Consider the following 17225-nt stretch of genomic DNA (forward strand, 5'->3'; position numbering starts at 1 on the left):
GACATCGAATGCGTATCGCACTTCTGGCCGCCGTGACGGCGATGGGACTGGGCGCCTGCTCGCAACCGCCGGAAGATCCGGCCACGCGCGCCCAGCCCGATGCTTCCGGCGCCGCCGCGCCTGCGGCCTCGTCCGCGCCGGCCGCGGCCCCCGCGCATGTGGTCGCCAGCGACTTCGGCACGCTGCCCGATGGGCGCAAGGTGCAGAAGTTCGTGCTGGACAATGGTCACGGCATGACCGCCTCGATCATCACCTACGGCGGCATCCTGCAGGCGCTGACCGTGCCCGACCGCAACGGCAAGGCCGACGACGTGGTGCTGGGTTACGACACGCTGGACGGCTACCTCAAGGACGCCGCCACCGTGCAGACCAACTTCGGCGCGCTGATCGGGCGGTACGCCAACCGCCTGGCCAAGGGACGCTTTACCCTGGACGGCAAGACCTACCAGATCCCGACCAACAACAACGGCAACACCTTGCACGGCGGTCCGGAAGGCTTCGCCACCAAGCTGTGGGAGGCCAGCCCCGCCAGCGACGGGACCCCGTCGGTGACCCTGCGCTACCGCTCGCCCGATGGCGAGATGGGCTTCCCCGGCACGCTCGACGTCAGCGTGGTCTACACCCTGCAGGACGATGGCCTGAAGCTGGACTACCGCGCCACCACCGACAAGCCGACCGTGCTCAATCTCACCAGCCACGGCTACTTCAACCTGGCCGGCGCCGGGGCCGCCTCGGTGCTGGATCACCGCGTGCAGATCAACGCCGCGCGCTATACCCAGACCGATGCGCAGCTGATCCCCACCGGCAAGCTGCTGCCCGTGGCCGGCACGCCGCTGGATTTCCGCACGCCGCATGCCCTGGGCGAGCGCATCCACGAAGACAACGCCGACCTGCGCCATGCCGAGCCCAAGCAGGGCGGCTACGACTTCAACTGGGTGCTCGATGCGCCGGGCCTGGAGACGCCGGCGGTCATCGTCGAGGAGCCCACCACCGGGCGCACGCTGACCGTGTTCACCACCGAGCCCGGCATGCAGCTATACACCTCCAATGCCATCGACCGCATCGAAGGCGGCAAGGGCGGCAAGCCCTATCTGCACTGGGGCGCGCTGGCGCTGGAAGCCCAGCACTTCCCCGACAGCCCCAACCACGCCGACTTCCCGAGCACGCGCCTGGACCCGGGCCAGACCTACACGCAGACCACGATCTATCGCTTCGGCGTAGCCAAGTAGGCCTCCGCCTTGCCGCGCCGGCCCACACGCGGGCCGGCGCGGTGCCTACTCCAACGCGTCCAGGTTGCGGTTGATCCGCAGCATCAGCGTGGCGAACTGGGCCAGGTCCTGCGCGTCGAAGCCGGCCAGAGCCTGTTCGCCAGTGGCGTCCATTACCGCCTTGGCCTTGGGCAGGCGCCTGCGCGCCAGCGGTGTCAGCGAGATCAGCTTGCTGCGGCCATCGGCCGGATCGGGCGTGCGCTGGATCAGCCCGTCGCGCTCCATCCGGTTGAGCAACTGGGCCATGCTCGGTTGCTCGACCCGCGCGCGCCGCGCCAGTTCGCCCTGCGACAGCGCATCGCCGTGCTTGAGCGCCACCAGCACCGGCAGCTGGCCCATGGCGAAGCCATGCTCGCGCAGCTGCGCGTCGACCAGCCGCGAGAACGTGCGATAGGCGATGCCGAGCAGCTTGAGCGGATCGTGGCGGGCGGCGTGCTCGAGTTCGCTGGTTTGACTTTCCATAGGTGGCTATGTTTTAAATATAGGCACCTATCATATCCGAAGCAGCAGGCATGGCCAACCTTCCGCGTATCGCCATCGTCGGGGGCGGCCCGGCCGGCCTGACGCTGGCCCGCCTGCTGCAGCTGCAGGGGCTCGCGCCGGAGGTGTTCGAGCGCGAGGCGCATCCGCTGGAGCGCCCCCAGGGCGGCTCGCTCGACCTGCATCAGGGCTCGGGCCTGCTGGCGATCGAACGCGCCGGGTTGCAGGACGCCTTCGCGCGCATCGCCCGCTACGAAGACCAGGGCGAGCGCCTGCTCAACCACCGCGGCGAGGTGCTGTTCGAGGACCGGGAGGGCTTCGACCGCAGTCGACCCGAGGTCGACCGCACCGCGCTGCGCGCGATGCTGCTCGATGCGCTCGCCCCCGGCACCGTGCGCTGGGGCGCGCCGCTGCAGGCCCTGCACGCGCTGGACGAAGGCCGCTGGCAGCTGGAACTGGCCAGCGGTCTGGCCGGCCCGTTCGACCTGGTGGTCGGCGCGGACGGCGCCTGGTCCAGGGTGCGCCCGCTGCTGTCGTCCTACCGTCCGCAGTACAGCGGCCTGACCTTCGTCGAGTTCGGCATCGACCAGGTCGATCGCGACCATCCGGCGCTGTCCGCGCTGGTCGGGCCGGGCAAGCTCGACATCGAAGGCGAGGGCAGGATGCTCATCGCCCAGCGTAACGGGCATGCGCATGTGCGCGGCTACGCCATCTTCCGCGTGCCGGCGGACTGGGCGCAGCAGCGCTTCGACTTCAGCGATCCGCAGGCCGTGCGGGCCGGGCTGCTCGAGGAGTTCGCCGGGTTCGCGCCGGAGATCCTGGACCTGTTCCGCGCGGCCAACGACCACTTCGTCGCGCGGCCGATCCACGCGCTGCCGGTGGGGCACTGCTGGAACCACCGTCCCGGCCTGACCCTGATCGGCGACGCGGCGCATCTGATGTCGCCCTTCGCCGGCGAAGGCGTCAACGCGGCCATGCTCGATGCCGCCGAACTGGCCGAGCCGCTGGCGCAAGGTGCGCTGCATGACGCGGTGTGTCGCTACGAGGCGTGCATGTTCGAGCGCGTGGCCGAAGTGGCACAGGAATCGGCCGAGGCCGCGGCCACCCAGCTCTCGCATGTCGGGCTGGAACTGACCGCGGCGATGTACCGTCAGCATCAACAGGCCCATCGGGCGGGCTGATGGCGGGCGCGCGCCGCGTCGCACGCAGGATCGGCAGTGCCTGGGCTTGTCAGGCGAGGTGGTTGTCCCCATGGTGCTGCCATGGCCGACTCCAACGAACCCGGATCCCGCGCTGCGTCGCTGCAGTCCAGCGCAGGGCGCTTCCGCAACGCGATCGCGATCCCACGCACCGGGCTGCTGGAATCGCTGCGGCTGTTCCGCAGCGTGCTGTTCGACAAGCCGCGCACCAGCGTGCCGGACCGCCCGATTCCAGTCCGCCCGCTGACCCGTGCCGAACTGCTGGCCGCGCCGGATTTCAGCCTGTACCGGCTCGGCCATTCGACCGTGCTGCTCAAGCTGCGCGGCCAGTTCTGGATCACCGATCCGGTCTTCGCCCAGCGCGCCTCGCCGCTGCCGTGGATGGGGCCCAAGCGCTTCCATGCGCCGCCGATCGCGCTGAAGGATCTGCCGCCGCTGAAGGGCGTGATCCTCTCGCACAACCACTACGACCATCTGGACAAGGCGGCCGTGCGCGCGCTGGCCGCCTCGGCCGAGCACTTCGTCGCGCCGCTGGGCGTGGGCGACACGCTGGTGCGCTGGGGCGTGCCGGCGGCCAAGGTGCAACAGCTGGACTGGTGGCAGTCCACCGTCATCGACGGGCTGCGCCTGGTCGCCACGCCCGCCCAGCATTTCTCCGGGCGCGGGCTGCGCGACGGCAACGCCACGCTGTGGTGCTCGTGGGTGCTGATCGACGACGGGCTGCGCGTGTTCTTCAGCGGCGACAGCGGTTACTTCGATGGCTTCAGACAGATCGGTGAGCGCTTCGGGCCGTTCGACCTGACCCTGGTGGAGACCGGCGCCTACGATCGCCAGTGGCCGCACGTGCACATGCGGCCCGAGGAATCCCTGCAGGCGCATCTGGACCTGCAGGGGCGCTGGATGCTGCCGATCCACAACGGCACCTTCGACCTGGCGCTGCATCCGTGGTTCGAGCCGTTCGAGCGCATCAGCGCCTTGGCCGCCGAGCGCGGCGTCGCGCTGTCCACGCCGGTGATCGGCGAGCGCGTCGACCTGCGGCAGCCGACCGCGGGTTCGGCGTGGTGGCGCCTGCCCAAGTAGGCGCATCAAGCCCGCGGGTGCCTGGCGCGCCTACCGCTGGGCGAGAAAGTCGCGCAGCAAGGCGTTGAACGCGTCCGGATGCTCCAGCGGCGGAAAGTGCCCGCACGCAGGCACGACCGCCAGCCGCGCGTGCGCCATGCGATCCACGATCAGCTGACCGGCCGCCGGCGGCGCACTGGCATCGTCCGCGCCGGCGACGACCAGGGTCGGGTGGGGCAGGGAGGCAATCGCCTCCTCCAGCGACAGGCCGGCGACCATGTCCCAGAGCTGGGCGTGAAAGGCCGGGTCGTTGCGCAACAGAAGTTTGCCCAGCCGGTCGGCGATTTCAGGGCGCGCCGCGAGAAACTCCGCCGGGAACCAGCGCGCAAGGTGCAGCGGCGCGATGCCTTCCATGCCGATCGCGCGCACGGTCTCCGCGCGCTGCCGCAGCAGCTGCCTGACCGCATCGGAGAAGGTGCAGGAGGTGGCGACGAGCGTGAGCGAGCGCACCTGCGTCGGCGAGGTCACCGCCAGGGTCTGCGCGATCATGCCGCCGACGGAGATGCCGACGACATCGACCGGGCCGGTGCGCAGTGCGCCAAGCAGCGCGACCAGCGCCTCGGCGAAGCCGGCGAAGCTCGGCGCGTCCTGCCCATGCGGCGAGCGTCCGTGGCCGGGCAGGTCGATCGCGATCACATCGCGGTCGTGTGCGAAGGCGTGGATCTGCTGTTCCCATACCGAAAGATCCAGCCCGAGCGCATGCAGGAACAGCAGCGGCACGCCGCCGCGCGGGCCGGTCCGGATCATGTTGAGGCCTGGTGTGGCGTCGCTCATCGGGGATCCTCTCCGCAGGCGCTCAGCCTAGTGGAGTCGCCCGCGCCGGGCAGCGCGATCGCGCGGACGCAGTGTGTTGTTCTTGCGTCGCAGGCGCGTGCGGGATGCAGGCCTTGCGCGCTGCGGTGTTGCATTGCGCGCCGCATCGACGATCATGCGGGCACCTCGCAGGCACAGGCGGTACGCATGGAACATCCGGTCCTCAACCGGCGCCAGGAGCAACTGGTGGCGCTGGTGCGCCAGCTCGGCTATGCCGAGGTGGACGGGCTGGCCACGCAGTTCGACGTGACCCAGCAGACCATCCGCCGCGACCTGATGCTGCTGTGCGAGGCCGGCCTGCTGCGCCGCTACCACGGCGGGGTGAGCCTGCCCTCCAGCGTGGAGAACACCGCCTACGCCACGCGCAAGTCCCTGCAGGCCGAGCAGAAGCGTCGCATCGCCCGGGAGGTGGCCACGCATGTCCCCGACCATTCCTCGCTGTTCATCAACCTGGGCACCACCAACGAGGACGTGGCCGCGGCGCTGATGCACAAGCAGGGGCTGCGGGTGATCACCAACAACCTCAACGTGGCGGTGCTGATGAGCACCAATCCCAGCTTCGAGGTGATCGTGGCCGGCGGCATGGTGCGCGCGCGCGACCAGGGGGTGACCGGCCAGCCGACCATCGATCTGGTGCGCCAGTTCACCGTGGACTTCGGGATCATCGGCATCTCCGGCATCGAGCTGGACGGCACGCTGCTGGACTTCGACTTCCAGGAGGTGCGCGTGGCCCAGGCCATCGTCGAGCATTCGCGGCAGGTGCTGCTGGCCGCCGACGCCAGCAAGATCGGCCGCAACGCGCTGTGCCGGCTGGGGCCCATCGCCCTGGTGGACGACTGGTTCACCGACCGCGCGCCGCCGGACGTGCTGGCCGAGGTGCTGGCCGAGGGCAAGACCCGGGTCCACGTCGTCGGCGACTGACGGCGGGTTCGGGGCGTCTGGCGCTGGCCCCAGGCCGGGTGCAAGCCAGGCCGGCGCCGCCGTCGGCAGGAGGCGGCTCACCGGACATGCATTGCCACTGGAGGCTGCCCCCGAACAGGCGGCCTGGGGCGCGCCGTTGGCGGTGTCGAAACGAACTCCAGATCGGCAGCGCCTTCGACCATCGTCTAACCCCGCGAGCTCGAACGGGCATGCCGCGCTCACGAAATTTTCGTAAATGTTCGTTTAAGATCGTTGTTGTCCGTGTTTGTCCAGACGCGAACGGCGCCATGCGGCCGCCGCCGCGCGGGCGGCGGCCCGGTCGAGGAGCGGTGAGATGGTCGAACGCGTCGATGTGCTGGTGGTGGGCGGCGGGATCAACGGAGTGGGCATCGCCCGCGACGCGATCGGCCGCGGGCTGAGCGTGTGCCTGTGCGAGGCCGACGATCTGGCCGCGCATACCTCCAGCGCCAGCACCAAGCTGATCCATGGCGGCCTGCGCTATCTGGAGCAGTACGAGTTCCGCCTGGTCGGCAAGGCGCTGGCCGAGCGCGAGGTGCTGCTGCGCCTGGCCCCGCACATCGCCTGGCCGCTGCGCTTCCTGCTTCCGCACCAGCCGCACCTGCGGCCGGCCTGGATGATCCGCATCGGCATGTTCCTCTACGACCGCCTGGGCGGGAAGCGAACGCTGGAAGGCTCGCGCCGGGTCGACCTGTGCCGCTCGCCGGTGGGCGTACCGCTGAAGGAGGAGTTCACCACCGGCTTCGCCTACTCCGATGGCTGGGTGCAGGACGCCAGGCTGGTGGTGCTCAATGCGATGGACGCGGCCGAGCGCGGCGCCTCCGTCCACACCCGCACCCGCTGCGTCAGCGCACGCCGCGATGGCGCGCATTGGCTGGCCGAACTGGAGACCGCGCAGGGCCAGCGCATCACGGTCGAGGCCCGGGCCCTGGTCAACGTCGCCGGTCCCTGGGCGGTGCAGTTCCTGGACCAGGTCGCGCATCTGCAGCACGACTATGCGCTGCGTCTGGTCAAGGGCAGCCACATCGTGGTGCCGCGCATGTTCGCGCACGACCATGCCTACATCTTCCAGCAACCCGACCGCCGTATCGTCTTCGCCATTCCCTACGAGCGCGACTTCACCCTGATCGGCACCACCGACATGGAGTACAAGGCCGATCCAGGGCATCCGCGTATCGACGCGGACGAGGTCGACTACCTGTGCGCGGCGGCCAACCGCTACTTCCGCAAGGCCATCGCCCCCGGCGATGTGGTGTGGACCTACAGCGGCGTGCGCCCGCTGCTGGAGGACGAGGAGGACAACGCCTCCGAGGTCACCCGCGACTACCGGCTGGAAGTCGATGCGGACGGGCCGCCGCTGCTGAGCGTATTCGGCGGCAAGCTCACCACCTATCGCAAGCTGGCCGAGCAGGCCGTGGACAAGCTCGAGTCGCAGTTGGGCCGCAAGCCGCAGCCCTGGACCGCGGACGGGGCGCCGCTGCCGGGCGGGGACATGCTGCCCTTCGATCAGGCCCTGGCGCTGCTGCGCACGGCGCGGCCCTGGCTGCCCAAGGAGCTGGCCTGGCGACTGGTGCGCAACTATGGTTCGCGCACCGAGCGCATCCTGGGCGAGGCGACGACGCTGGCCGACCTGGGCGAGCACTTCGGCGCCGATCTCTATCGGGCCGAGGTCGACTACCTGCGGCACCACGAATGGGTCGTCGATGCCGAAGACCTGCTCTGGCGCCGCAGCAAGCTGGGCCTGCGCCTGACGCCGGCCCAGCAGCGCCGCCTGGCCGAGGTGCTGCGCGCACCCGCCGCGACGATGGCCACGCGCGCCTGATCCATCCGACATCCTTGGCCGCGTCGCGCGGCCGCACGTCATCACTGGGAGGTTGCTGACATGTCCACCAAGCCCCGCACCATCGTCGCTGGTCCGACAGGAGGTCGGCGATGAGTCGGCAGTTTCTCGGCGAGCTGATCTCAGAGGCGGTGGCGATGACGATCATCATCGCCTTCGGCGATTCGGTCGCGGCGATGTACACCCTCTACGATCCCAATCCCTATGCCGGCGGCTACTGGGGCGTCTGCATCGCCTGGGGGCTGGGCGTCACCATCGCCATCTATGCCACCGGTTCGGTCTCGGGCACCCACGCCAATCCGGCGGTGACGCTGGCGCTGGCGCTGTTCCGCGGGTTCTCGTGGAAGAAGGTGCTGCCTTACTGGGGCGCGCAGGTGATCGGCGGCATGGTCGGCGCGGCCATCGTCTATGCGCTGTACGCGCCGGTGATCGATCACTACAACGAGGTCAAGCAGCTCACGCGCGAAGCCGGCGGCGCGGCCGGGGTGTTCTTCACCGCGCCGGGGCTCGCGGTCACACCGCTGCATGCGCTGACCGACCAGGCCATCCTCACCGCGTTCCTGATCTTCGGCATCTTCGCCATCACCGAGCAGTACAACGAGATGGCGCCGGGCGCCAACTCCGGCGCGCTGATCATCGGCCTGTTGGTGGCGACCATCGGCGCGTCGATGGGCTATCTGGAGGCGTGGGCGATCAACCCGGCCCGCGATTTCGGCCCGCGCGTGTTCGCGTTCTTCGCCGGCTGGGGGCCCTCGGCCTTCCCCGCGCCGCACAACTACTGGTGGGTGCCCATCGTCGGCCCGCTGATCGGTGGCGTGGTCGGCGCCGCCGCCTATCAGTGGCTGATCTATCCGTTCCTGCCGGCGCGCCAGCGCGCCGCGCGGAAGCCGTAAGGTCTGAAGGACCGGCCACGCGTCACCGTTTTCCGCCGCGCGCGCCTCGCGCCGGCTCTTCCAACCCGCAGGGAGTCACCCGATGGACAAGCAATACGTGCTGGCGATCGACCAGGGCACCACCAGTTCGCGCGCCATGCTGTTCGACCGCAGCGGCGCGGTCAAAGGCATCGCCCAGCGCGAGTTCACCCAGATCTTCCCGCAGCCGGGCTGGGTCGAGCACAACCCGCGCGAGATCCTGTCCACCGTGCTGACCACGATGACCGACGTGCTGACCCAGGCCAACGTCGACGCATCGCAGGTGGCGGCCATCGGCATCACCAACCAGCGCGAAACCACCGTGGTGTGGGACAAGCACACCGGCCAGGCCGTGTACAACGCCATCGTCTGGCAGTCGCGCCAGTCGCAGAGCGTGTGCAAGGAGCTGCGCGAGGCGGGCCACGATGCGCTGTTCCGCGCCAGATCCGGCCTGCTGATCGACCCGTACTTCGCCGGCACCAAGCTCAAGTGGATCCTGGACAACGTCGAGGGCGTGCGCGAGAAGGCGCAGGCCGGCGACCTGCTGTTCGGCACCATCGACAGCTGGTTGATCTGGAACCTCTCCGAGGACCACGCCCACGTCACCGACCAGACCAACGCCGGGCGCACGCTGATGTACGACATCCACGCGCTGCGCTGGGACGAGGAACTGCTGGACATCCTCGGCGTGCCCCGCTCGATGCTGCCCAGGGTGTGTTCGTCCAGCGAGGTCTATACCCATACCGCCGGCCGGCATTTCTTCGGGCACAAGGTGCCGATCGCCGGCATCGCCGGCGACCAGCAGGCGGCGCTGTTCCGCCAGGCCTGCTACACGCCGGGCATGGCCAAGAACACCTACGGCACCGGTTGCTTCGTGCTGATGAACACCGGCGAGAAGGCGGTCCAGTCCAGCAACGGCCTGCTCACCACCATCGCCTGGGGCATCGACGGCAAGGTGGAATACGCGCTGGAGGGCAGCATCTTCGTCGCCGGTTCGGCGGTGCAGTGGCTGCGCGACGGCCTGCGCATGTTCGGCAAGGCCCGCGACACGCAGGCCTATGCCGAGCGCGTGCCGGACACCGACGGGGTCTACATGGTGCCGGCCTTCGTCGGCCTGGCCGCGCCCTACTGGGACAGCGAGGTCCGCGGCGCGTTCTTCGGCCTGACCCGCGGCACCAGCAAGGAGCACTTCATCCGCGCCACGCTGGAGTCGATGGCCTATCAGACCCGCGACGTGCTCGAGGCCATGCAGGCCGATGCCAAGCTGGAGCTGAAGGAACTGCGCGCCGACGGTGGCGCGATCAGCAACGACTTCCTGGCCCAGTTCCAGGCCGACATCCTCGACACGGCGGTGGTCCGTCCCAAGGTGTCCGAAACCACCGCACTCGGCGCGGCCTACCTGGCCGGACTGGCGACCGGCTTCTGGTCCAGCCGCGAGGAGATCGCCAACCAGTGGGCCATCGACGCGCGCTTCGAGCCGACCATGGCGGCGGCCGATCGCGAGCGCCGCTACGGCGGCTGGAAGAAGGCCGTGCAGGCGACGATGGCCTTCCGCCCGGACTGAGCCTCGGGCAGGAGCGCCGGCGGAGGGGACGCCGGCGCCGGCCTCACCACTGCGCCACCAGCGTGGAGAACGGCCGCGTCAGCGCGACGCCCTGCGCATCGAACTCGCGCACGGCCCGACCATCGACGGTGACGCTGCGCGGCCGCTGGCGGTTGGGCCAGTAGACCTTGAGCGCGCTGTCGGCCCTGAGCCCCTTGCCCAGCGTGATCGTCAGCCGCTGGCCCTCCTGCCGGGCCTGCATGGCCAGCGTGCCGTAGGCGGTGGGCAGGCCGTCGACCTTCAGGCCGGGGCCGGCGACCCAGGACGGCGGCGTGCCGGGCAGCAGCGACAGCGCGCGGTCGCCTTCGAACATCAGCATGCCGAACACGCTGCGCGCGTACTCGGCGCCGATCCAGGTGTGCGGCATGTCGCCCAGATAGATGGCGTGGCGCTTGTCCGAGTACACGACCTCGGCCAGCTCCTGCCACGCCGTCGGCCGGCGGTCGCGCACCACGTGCTCGAGCATGAACTGCGCATCGGCCGGCCGGTCCAGGTGGACGAAGGTCAGCACATTGCGCATCTCGTAAGGGGTGTAGGCGTAGAGCGCATCGGGCGCGTCGCGCTGGCGCACCTGCGCCAGGTAGGCATCGAAGGTGCGTTCCAGCGCGTCGGCCGGCAGCACGTCCTGCGCGCCGGTGGGATCGAGCGCGATCGACACGCTGGTCGGGTCGGAGCCGCCCTGGTCGGCATCGGCGGGAATCGTGTCGATGCCCTTCCAGCGCATGGTGGCGCGGATCGAGGCGGCCAGTGCATCGCGCAGCAGCGTGTACTGCGCGCGCGCCCACTGCGCCGTGGCGGTGTCGCCCCATTGTTCGGCCAGCCAGGCGCCGTCGTGCCAGCCGCGCAGCGCCCAGTAGTCGTCCCAGTAGCTGTGCGTGGGCACCGAATAGCCCTCGTGGCTGATCGACGGCGCGAGGATGCCGGCGAAGCGCTCCGGCGCCGGACGATCGGCCTGATAGCCCGGCACCAGCGTGCGCTCGCGCAGCGCCTGCAGGAACTGCAGCGCGCGCTTCACCTGCGGCTGGTACGCGCGCACGGTCTGCGCGCCGCCGTCCAGGCGCGCGACCTCGGCCACCAGCCACAGGTACTGGCCCTGGGCGTCGTACTCCAGGTCCGAGCCGAAGCCGGTGTTGACGCTGCCGTCGTCGTTGAGGATCGGCGAGACCAGGCCGTTGTCGTGCACCGCGTGGGTGCTGTACCAGTGCAGGTAGTCGCGCGCGGTGTCGGCCATGCCCATGCGCAGCAGCACCGCGGCGGTGGCCGAGCCATCGCGGATGAAGGAGCGGTTGTAGTTGCGCGGGCCCGGCTGCATCGCCGGGCCGCTCTGGTTGAGCAGCATGTACGCGGCCTGCGCGCGCAGCATGTCCACCAGCGAGGGATCGGGCAGGGACAGGCCGATCCGGCCCAGCCGCTGCTGCCACTGCGCGGCCTGCGCATCGGCCAGGGCGTCGAAGCGGGCGCCGGCATCGCCGTCGCCCAGCAGGGCCTGCACGTCCAGCGCCGGTGCGGCCGGCCAGTGCGCGGCCTCGACCGCCTTGGCGTCGATCACCTCGTCGCCCAGCGCGAAGGCCAGCACGATGTCGCGCTGCGCGCCCGGCGCCAGGTGCACGCGCCAGCCGAGCAGGCCGGCGGCCAGCCCCTGCGGGTCGCTGGCCTGCTGCGCCTGCGGCGCGATGCCGGCCGCGGCGAAGCGGGTGATCTCGTCTTCGCCATGGGCGCCGAACGCGGCCACACCGTGCAGGTCGGGCGCGCTCGCGCTCTGGAACAGCAGCCGTCCGTTGACGCGCACGCCGGCGCTGGCCCGGCCGGTCTCGACGGCGATGTCGCGGATCGGCGACAGGCCGCCGTTCTGCCAGGGCGGGCTGACCTGCAGCGGCCGGGTCAGCAGCGAGAGCGTGCCGTCCACCGCGGTGGTGCCGGTATTGCGCAGGCGATGGCGCACCAGCACCACCGGCGCGCCATCGTGCTCCAGGGCGATGGCCTGGCTGGTGAGCTCCAGGCCTGGCTGCGCGGTCCACTGCGCCTGCGGCATCGGCATCCAGCCCTCGCGCAGGGCGTGGCGGACCGGCGTGTCCACCGTGGCCGCGGCCGCCCTGCCGCCGGCATCGCGCCAGACCGGCTGCACCAGCGGCGCGCCCTTGAACGCCTCCAGGTTGCCGTACTCGTCGAACACCGCCTTCTGCCGCCCGGCCGGCACGCCCACCACCGTCCAGTACACCTGCTTCATCTGCAGCGAGGAGGGGAACAGCGCCGCCTCCGGCCCGGTGGCGGCCAGCTGGTAGCGCTTCATCGGCGTCATCACCGCCTGGGGGCCGAGCACGCGCACGCGGGACACGCTGGGCGCGGTGCCGGCGCGGGCGAGCAGGCGCAGCGCGCTGACGGTGCGCGGCGCATCGCCGGCCAGGTAGGAGGACGCGCCGAAGGCGTGCGGCTCCTGCGCCAGCGGCGTCCAGCGGCCCGAGGCATCGCGGCCTTCCAGCGCCACGCTGGCCGGGGTCGTGCCCCAGTCGACCTGCAGACCGGCCACCTCCTGCGGCTGCGGGAAGCGCACTTCCAGCCCGTAGCCACCCTGCTGACGGCCCAGCGCGCGGGCCGGGCTGCGGCTCCACAGGGCCGCCGGGTCGCCCGTGCCGGCCAGGCCGGCGATGCGCGGCGCCTGCGCCACGGTGAGCGGCTGGAATTCGAAGATGCCCACGCCCCAGTCCGCCGTGCGCGCCGGCGCGGCCAAGCGCAGGTAGCGCGTGCGCACCGCCGGGAACAGCACGTACTCGGTGCGGCCCGGGCTGTCGGTGGTGGCGTAGATGGTGCGCCAGGCCTGGCCATCGTCCGAGGCCTGCAGCTGATAGGCGTTGGCGTGGCTGACGTCCCACTGGATGCGCACCCCGCCGAGGTCGGCGGCCGCGCCCAGGTCCAGCTGTAGCCAGTGGCCGGGCGAGAACGGCCCGCCCCAGCGCGTGGCCGGGTCGCCGTCGAAGGCATGCGCCGAGGCCAGGGCAGGGGCCTCGGTGGCCGAGCTGCTGGCCTTCCACTGGCTGCGCGGCGGCAGTCCGTCGGCGGCCATCGCCGGCAGGGCGATGCACAGCCAGCCCATCAGCACGCCCCGGCGCAGCGCCGTGCCCGTCCGCCCGCGCATCCCCATGGTCGCACTCGCTGTAACCGTTCTCATGCGGCGATGCTGGCAGGGCCCGACGGACCTGGCGAGCGGCACTGCAACATCACAGCGCCATGGCCTTGCTGAATGCCGGGCGCACGCCGTGAAGGTGCGTAACGCAATGCCATCAATTCGGTGCGGACGCTTGCGCACAATGCCGCGCTTGATTTGCGCAATGGCGGGGACACTTGGCGGCAGTAGCACACATGGAATGGGACGAGTCGCGCCTGCGCGTCCCCGCGGCGCTCCTGAGCCTGGCGATCATGGTCATGATCGCCCTGGTCCTGCTGCAGGCGCCGATGGCACGACTGGCCCCGGCGCGCAGCCAGGAGCAGCGGCTGCGGCTGGAGTTCATCGCCCGGCCGCAGGCGGCCGCGCCCGCACGCCCGGCCGCACCGGTCGCCGCACCGCCACGTGCCGCGGCGCCGGCCGCGCCCTCACGCCCACCGCCGTCGGTCGCCGCCCACCAGCGCCCGCCGGCCACCATTCCGCCGCCGCTGGCTACGCCCCGGGTCACCGCGCCTACCGATCAGGGCCAGGTCGCCCGTGCGGTGTACGACCGCGACGGGCGGGCCAAGCTCCCGCCCGGCCTCGCCGCCGAGCCGGGCCCGCCGCAGGGCAGCCCGCCGGGCCTGGCCAACGCCCGCGACGCGGCCAAGACCAAGGCGCTGATGGAGCGTCCCAATCCGGTGCAGTACAACGAAACGCGGTTCGAGAAGGACTGGGTGTCCAAGGGCACGCTGGGCGACATCGCCGCGCAGAAGGTCAACCGCGCCATCGCCGACATGTTCAAGAGCGGGCGCAGCTCGCCCACCGCCCGGCCGCCGCCGGACACGCACTTCAATCCCGCGCTGGCGCAGAACCGCGACGACCTCGGCAGCGAGGCCACTGGGGATGCCTACAAGGCCGCGCCGATCGCGTTCGAGAAGGCGCCGCAGCCCACCGGTGAGGCGACCAAGGCCATCCGCGCCCAGCTCGACGCCCTGCAGGGCCGCGCGCTGATGTGTCACGACCCGCGCAAGGACAAGTGGCTGGCCGACGTGCGCAGCAACCTGCAGGCGCTGGAACGCAGCGAGAACGCGCTGGCCCACGGCGCCGACCCGGCCCGCGCCCAGTACCAGCTGCCGCAGGCCATCGACGCGGCCTACGACCTGTCGCGCCGCGCGCTGTGGTACGCCGACAAGCAGCTGTCGGGGTGTGGCAAGGCCGGCTGATCGCGGCGCGTGCGTTCGCGCAGGCGATCGGGTCTTGCTTGCAGGCGGAGTCTCCGCCTCGAAGGATCGCCCATGCCCTCCTGGGATGCCACGCACTATCTGCTGGATGTCGCGCTCAAGCGCGAGAAGGATCCGCCGATGGACCGCTATCCCTTCAGCCTGCCCGGCATCCGCGGCCTGGCCGAGGAACGCCTGGTCTTCCACCCCGCGGTGACCTTCCTCGTCGGCGAGAACGGCAGCGGCAAGTCCACGCTGCTGGAGGCGATCGCGGTGGCGTGGGGCTTCAACGCCGAGGGCGGCACCAGGAACTTCAACTTCAGCACGGTCGCCTCGCATTCGGCGCTGCACGACTACCTGCGCCTGGGGCGCAGCGGGAGGCGGGCCAGGGACGGCTTCTTCCTGCGCGCCGAGAGCTTCTACAACGTCGCCAGCAACATCGACACGCTGGGTGATGACGTCGTCAGGGCATACGGCGGGGAGTCGCTGCATGCCCAGTCCCATGGCGAGTCCTTCATGTCGCTGGTCGAGCATCGCTTCAGGGGCAACGGGCTCTATGTACTGGACGAGCCGGAGGCCGCGCTCTCGCCCACCCGGCAGATGGCCCTGCTGGCCCGCATCCATGCGCTGGTCCGGCGCAACGCGCAGTTCATCATCGCCACGCATTCGCCGATCCTGATGGCCTATCCGGATGCGCAGATCGTGCAGATCGGTCCGCAGGGCCTGCAGCGCGTCAGTTATCGCGAGACCGAGCATTACCTGGTCACGCGCGCGTTCCTGGAAAACCCCGAACGCCAGCTGCACTACCTGCTCGGCGACGCCGAGGAGTCCTGAAGCCGCTCAGTGCCCCGCCTCGTTCTCCCGCGCCGCGGCGGCCGCGCGCGCCGCCTGCTGGGTCAGGTACAGCTCGATGAAGGTCATCGCCGGCACCGCCTTGCCGAACAGCCAGCCCTGGCCATAGCCCACGCCCTGCGCGCGCAGGAAGTCGGCCTGCGCGGTCGTCTCGATGCCCTCGGCCACACAGGCCAGGCCCAGCTCGCGGGCCATGTCGATGATGTGCCCGGTCACCGCCGAGGTGGCCGCGCCGGTGCCGATGGCATCGATGAAGGTCTTGTCGATCTTCAGCGCGTCCAGCGGCAGCCCTTGCAGGTATTGCAGGCTGGAGTAGCCGGTACCGAAGTCGTCGATCGCCACGCGGTGGCCCGCCAGGCGCGCCTGCTCGATGGTGCGGCGGGCCGCGGCGATGTCCACGAAGCCGCGCTCGGTGGCTTCCAGCCAGAGCTGGCGCGGGGCGATGCCGCTGCCTTCCAGCGCCCGCGCCAGCACCGCCAGCAGCCGGCCGCTGCGCATGTCCGCGGCGCTGAGGTTGAGGCTCACATGCAGACAGGGGTGGGTGGCCAGCAGCGGCCCCAGATCGCACACGATCGCGGCCAGCACCTGGTCGGTGATCGCGTCGATCAGCCCGGTCTGCTCGGCCAGCGGGATGAACTGGTCGGGACGTATCAGCGTGCCGTCGGGCTGGCGCCAGCGCACCAGCGCCTCGGCACCGACGATGGCCGCGTCCGCCAGCCGCACGATCGGCTGGTAGTGCGCGACGAACTCCTGCCGCTGCACCGCGCGGGTCAGCGCGCCGGTGGGCGAGAGCCTGCGCTTGAAGCCCAGGATCACCATCGCCACGGCCACCGCGGCGATGAGCAGGCCGATCGGCAGCAGCATGCCCTGCTGGCGCGGCAGCCCGGCGGCGGCGCGTGCCGTGGGCGCGCTGACCACCACCATCCAGCCATCGCGCCGCTTCACCGAGAACAGATGCGCCGCGTCGCTTCCGTTGTCCCGGCGCTGGCGCATGGCGCGCGACAGCGCCTCATCGCTGAGGTTGCGCTCGCTCAGCACCACGCCCTGGGCATTGCGCACCAGCAAGCCGATATCCGGTTCCAGCACCAGATCGGAGAAGCGCGCCGGGTCGATCAGGACGTTGTAGTTGTGCTGATGCAGGACCAGCATCTGCCGCCCGCCGCTGATCTGCGGCAGCACGCGCGCGTACAGGCGCAGCCCGTCCGGGCCGACCGCATCGGCGGGCAGGTCGTCGGGCACGCGCACCTTGGTCGGCCCCCACGACGTGCAGCGCAGCAGACCGCCCTGGAAGAAGCCGACTTCCTTGACCGCGGCCGAGTCCATCGCCGCCCGCCGCATCTGCGCGATATGCGCATCCGAACATGGCACCAGGCGGCTGCGCTGCATGGTGTGCAGCACCTGTGTCGCCTCGTCCATCGTGCTCTGCGCGCGCTCCAGCGCCAGCGCGGCGAACTGGTCCAGACGCTGCTGTTCGTTGCGCACGGCCAGATGCCAGGACATCGCCAGGGTGGCGATGATCGGCACGGCGATGCCCAACAGCGCCAGTCCCGTCGCCGCGACGATGATCCTCGCCCGCCCCATCGCCCCGTGCGCTCCATGTACCGTGTTCATTCCCCGGAGCGAACTCTAACCGCTCGGTTCGCTCGTACGCCGGACCTCGCGCACGCTTCCGATCAGCCGTGGCCAATTCGTGCAGATTCGCGAACGGCCGCGATGGCGGCACGTGCCATTGCGCAGAGGGAGCCGACGCGGCGAACGCCTTGCGCCGCGCTGTCGGACGCCGGCGCGCGATCCCTAAAGCCGGCGTCTGCACGCTTCATGTCGGCCGCTGCCACGCAC

The 17225-nt window shown here is 70.8% G+C and carries 13 protein-coding genes; 9 read left to right on the forward strand and 4 right to left on the reverse strand.

Features of this window, described 5'->3' with window-relative positions; all coding sequences use genetic code 11:
- Positions 1-8: 8 nt before the first annotated feature.
- Positions 9-1229 (forward strand): aldose epimerase family protein, encoded by a 1221-nt coding sequence (locus EAT51_RS05925; protein ID WP_130523842.1) that lies wholly within the window; start codon positions 9-11, stop codon positions 1227-1229.
- 45 nt (positions 1230-1274) lie between these two features.
- On the opposite strand, the gene EAT51_RS05930 is transcribed toward EAT51_RS05925, so the two are convergent.
- Positions 1275-1730 (reverse strand): MarR family winged helix-turn-helix transcriptional regulator, encoded by a 456-nt coding sequence (locus EAT51_RS05930; RefSeq protein ID WP_130514993.1) that lies wholly within the window; start codon positions 1728-1730, stop codon positions 1275-1277.
- A 50-nt stretch (positions 1731-1780) separates the two neighbouring features.
- On the opposite strand from EAT51_RS05930, the gene EAT51_RS05935 reads away from it, so the two are divergent.
- Positions 1781-2929 (forward strand): FAD-dependent oxidoreductase, encoded by a 1149-nt coding sequence (locus EAT51_RS05935; protein ID WP_130561399.1) that lies wholly within the window; start codon positions 1781-1783, stop codon positions 2927-2929.
- 81 nt (positions 2930-3010) lie between these two features.
- The gene (locus EAT51_RS05940; RefSeq protein WP_130561400.1) at positions 3011-4027 is read left to right on the forward strand and encodes an MBL fold metallo-hydrolase; all 1017 of its coding nucleotides are present in this window, start codon (positions 3011-3013) and stop codon (positions 4025-4027) included.
- Positions 4028-4057: 30 nt separating this feature from the next.
- On the opposite strand, the gene EAT51_RS05945 is transcribed toward EAT51_RS05940, so the two are convergent.
- The gene (locus EAT51_RS05945) at positions 4058-4840 is read right to left on the reverse strand and encodes an alpha/beta fold hydrolase (RefSeq protein WP_130561401.1); all 783 of its coding nucleotides are present in this window, start codon (positions 4838-4840) and stop codon (positions 4058-4060) included.
- 186 nt (positions 4841-5026) lie between these two features.
- On the opposite strand from EAT51_RS05945, the gene EAT51_RS05950 reads away from it, so the two are divergent.
- From EAT51_RS05950 to glpK, 4 genes are all read left to right on the forward strand, one after another.
- Positions 5027-5800: a DeoR/GlpR family DNA-binding transcription regulator gene (locus tag EAT51_RS05950; RefSeq protein ID WP_130561402.1), complete on the forward strand. Its 774-nt coding sequence runs from the start codon at positions 5027-5029 to the stop codon at positions 5798-5800.
- Positions 5801-6134: 334 nt separating this feature from the next.
- Positions 6135-7640, forward strand: coding sequence for a glycerol-3-phosphate dehydrogenase (gene glpD, locus EAT51_RS05955; protein WP_130561403.1), 1506 nt, complete (start codon positions 6135-6137; stop codon positions 7638-7640).
- Positions 7641-7750: 110 nt separating this feature from the next.
- Entirely contained in the window at positions 7751-8551 is an 801-nt protein-coding gene (locus EAT51_RS05960) for an MIP/aquaporin family protein (RefSeq protein WP_130561404.1), read from the forward strand.
- A gap of 82 nt (positions 8552-8633) precedes the next feature.
- Positions 8634-10133 (forward strand): glycerol kinase GlpK, encoded by a 1500-nt coding sequence (glpK, locus tag EAT51_RS05965; protein WP_130561405.1) that lies wholly within the window; start codon positions 8634-8636, stop codon positions 10131-10133.
- A 43-nt stretch (positions 10134-10176) separates the two neighbouring features.
- Here glpK and EAT51_RS05970 read toward each other — a convergent pair whose 3' ends face one another.
- Positions 10177-13263: a discoidin domain-containing protein gene (locus tag EAT51_RS05970; protein ID WP_228257838.1), complete on the reverse strand. Its 3087-nt coding sequence runs from the start codon at positions 13261-13263 to the stop codon at positions 10177-10179.
- Positions 13264-13529: 266 nt separating this feature from the next.
- Here EAT51_RS05970 and EAT51_RS05975 point away from each other — a divergent pair, with 266 nt between their 5' ends.
- Complete coding sequence (locus tag EAT51_RS05975; RefSeq protein WP_228257832.1) at positions 13530-14537, forward strand: hypothetical protein; 1008 nt, start codon at positions 13530-13532, stop codon at positions 14535-14537.
- A gap of 72 nt (positions 14538-14609) precedes the next feature.
- Positions 14610-15368, forward strand: a complete 759-nt coding sequence (locus EAT51_RS05980) for an AAA family ATPase (protein WP_130561406.1) — start codon at positions 14610-14612, stop codon at positions 15366-15368.
- A gap of 6 nt (positions 15369-15374) precedes the next feature.
- Here the strand turns inward: EAT51_RS05980 and EAT51_RS05985 are convergent, their stop codons facing one another.
- Positions 15375-16997 carry an EAL domain-containing protein gene (locus EAT51_RS05985; RefSeq protein WP_205965160.1) on the reverse strand — a complete coding sequence of 541 codons (1623 nt, stop codon included), beginning with the start codon at positions 16995-16997 and terminating at the stop codon, positions 15375-15377.
- Between the last annotated feature and the right edge of the window lie 228 nt (positions 16998-17225).

Source organism: Pseudoxanthomonas winnipegensis (genome assembly GCF_004283755.1).
GTDB classification, from domain to species: Bacteria; Pseudomonadota; Gammaproteobacteria; order Xanthomonadales; family Xanthomonadaceae; genus Pseudoxanthomonas_A; species Pseudoxanthomonas_A winnipegensis.

Coding starts and splice junctions, on each gene's coding strand:
- EAT51_RS05925 (WP_130523842.1), top strand. CDS start 9: ATGCGTATCGCACTTCTGGCCGCCGTGACGGCGATGGGACTGGGCGCC.
- EAT51_RS05930 (WP_130514993.1), bottom strand. CDS start 1,730: ATGGAAAGTCAAACCAGCGAACTCGAGCACGCCGCCCGCCACGATCCG.
- EAT51_RS05935 (WP_130561399.1), top strand. CDS start 1,781: ATGGCCAACCTTCCGCGTATCGCCATCGTCGGGGGCGGCCCGGCCGGC.
- EAT51_RS05940 (WP_130561400.1), top strand. CDS start 3,011: ATGGCCGACTCCAACGAACCCGGATCCCGCGCTGCGTCGCTGCAGTCC.
- EAT51_RS05945 (WP_130561401.1), bottom strand. CDS start 4,840: ATGAGCGACGCCACACCAGGCCTCAACATGATCCGGACCGGCCCGCGC.
- EAT51_RS05950 (WP_130561402.1), top strand. CDS start 5,027: ATGGAACATCCGGTCCTCAACCGGCGCCAGGAGCAACTGGTGGCGCTG.
- glpD (WP_130561403.1), top strand. CDS start 6,135: ATGGTCGAACGCGTCGATGTGCTGGTGGTGGGCGGCGGGATCAACGGA.
- EAT51_RS05960 (WP_130561404.1), top strand. CDS start 7,751: ATGAGTCGGCAGTTTCTCGGCGAGCTGATCTCAGAGGCGGTGGCGATG.
- glpK (WP_130561405.1), top strand. CDS start 8,634: ATGGACAAGCAATACGTGCTGGCGATCGACCAGGGCACCACCAGTTCG.
- EAT51_RS05970 (WP_228257838.1), bottom strand. CDS start 13,263: ATGGGCTGGCTGTGCATCGCCCTGCCGGCGATGGCCGCCGACGGACTG.
- EAT51_RS05975 (WP_228257832.1), top strand. CDS start 13,530: ATGGAATGGGACGAGTCGCGCCTGCGCGTCCCCGCGGCGCTCCTGAGC.
- EAT51_RS05980 (WP_130561406.1), top strand. CDS start 14,610: ATGCCCTCCTGGGATGCCACGCACTATCTGCTGGATGTCGCGCTCAAG.
- EAT51_RS05985 (WP_205965160.1), bottom strand. CDS start 16,997: ATGAACACGGTACATGGAGCGCACGGGGCGATGGGGCGGGCGAGGATC.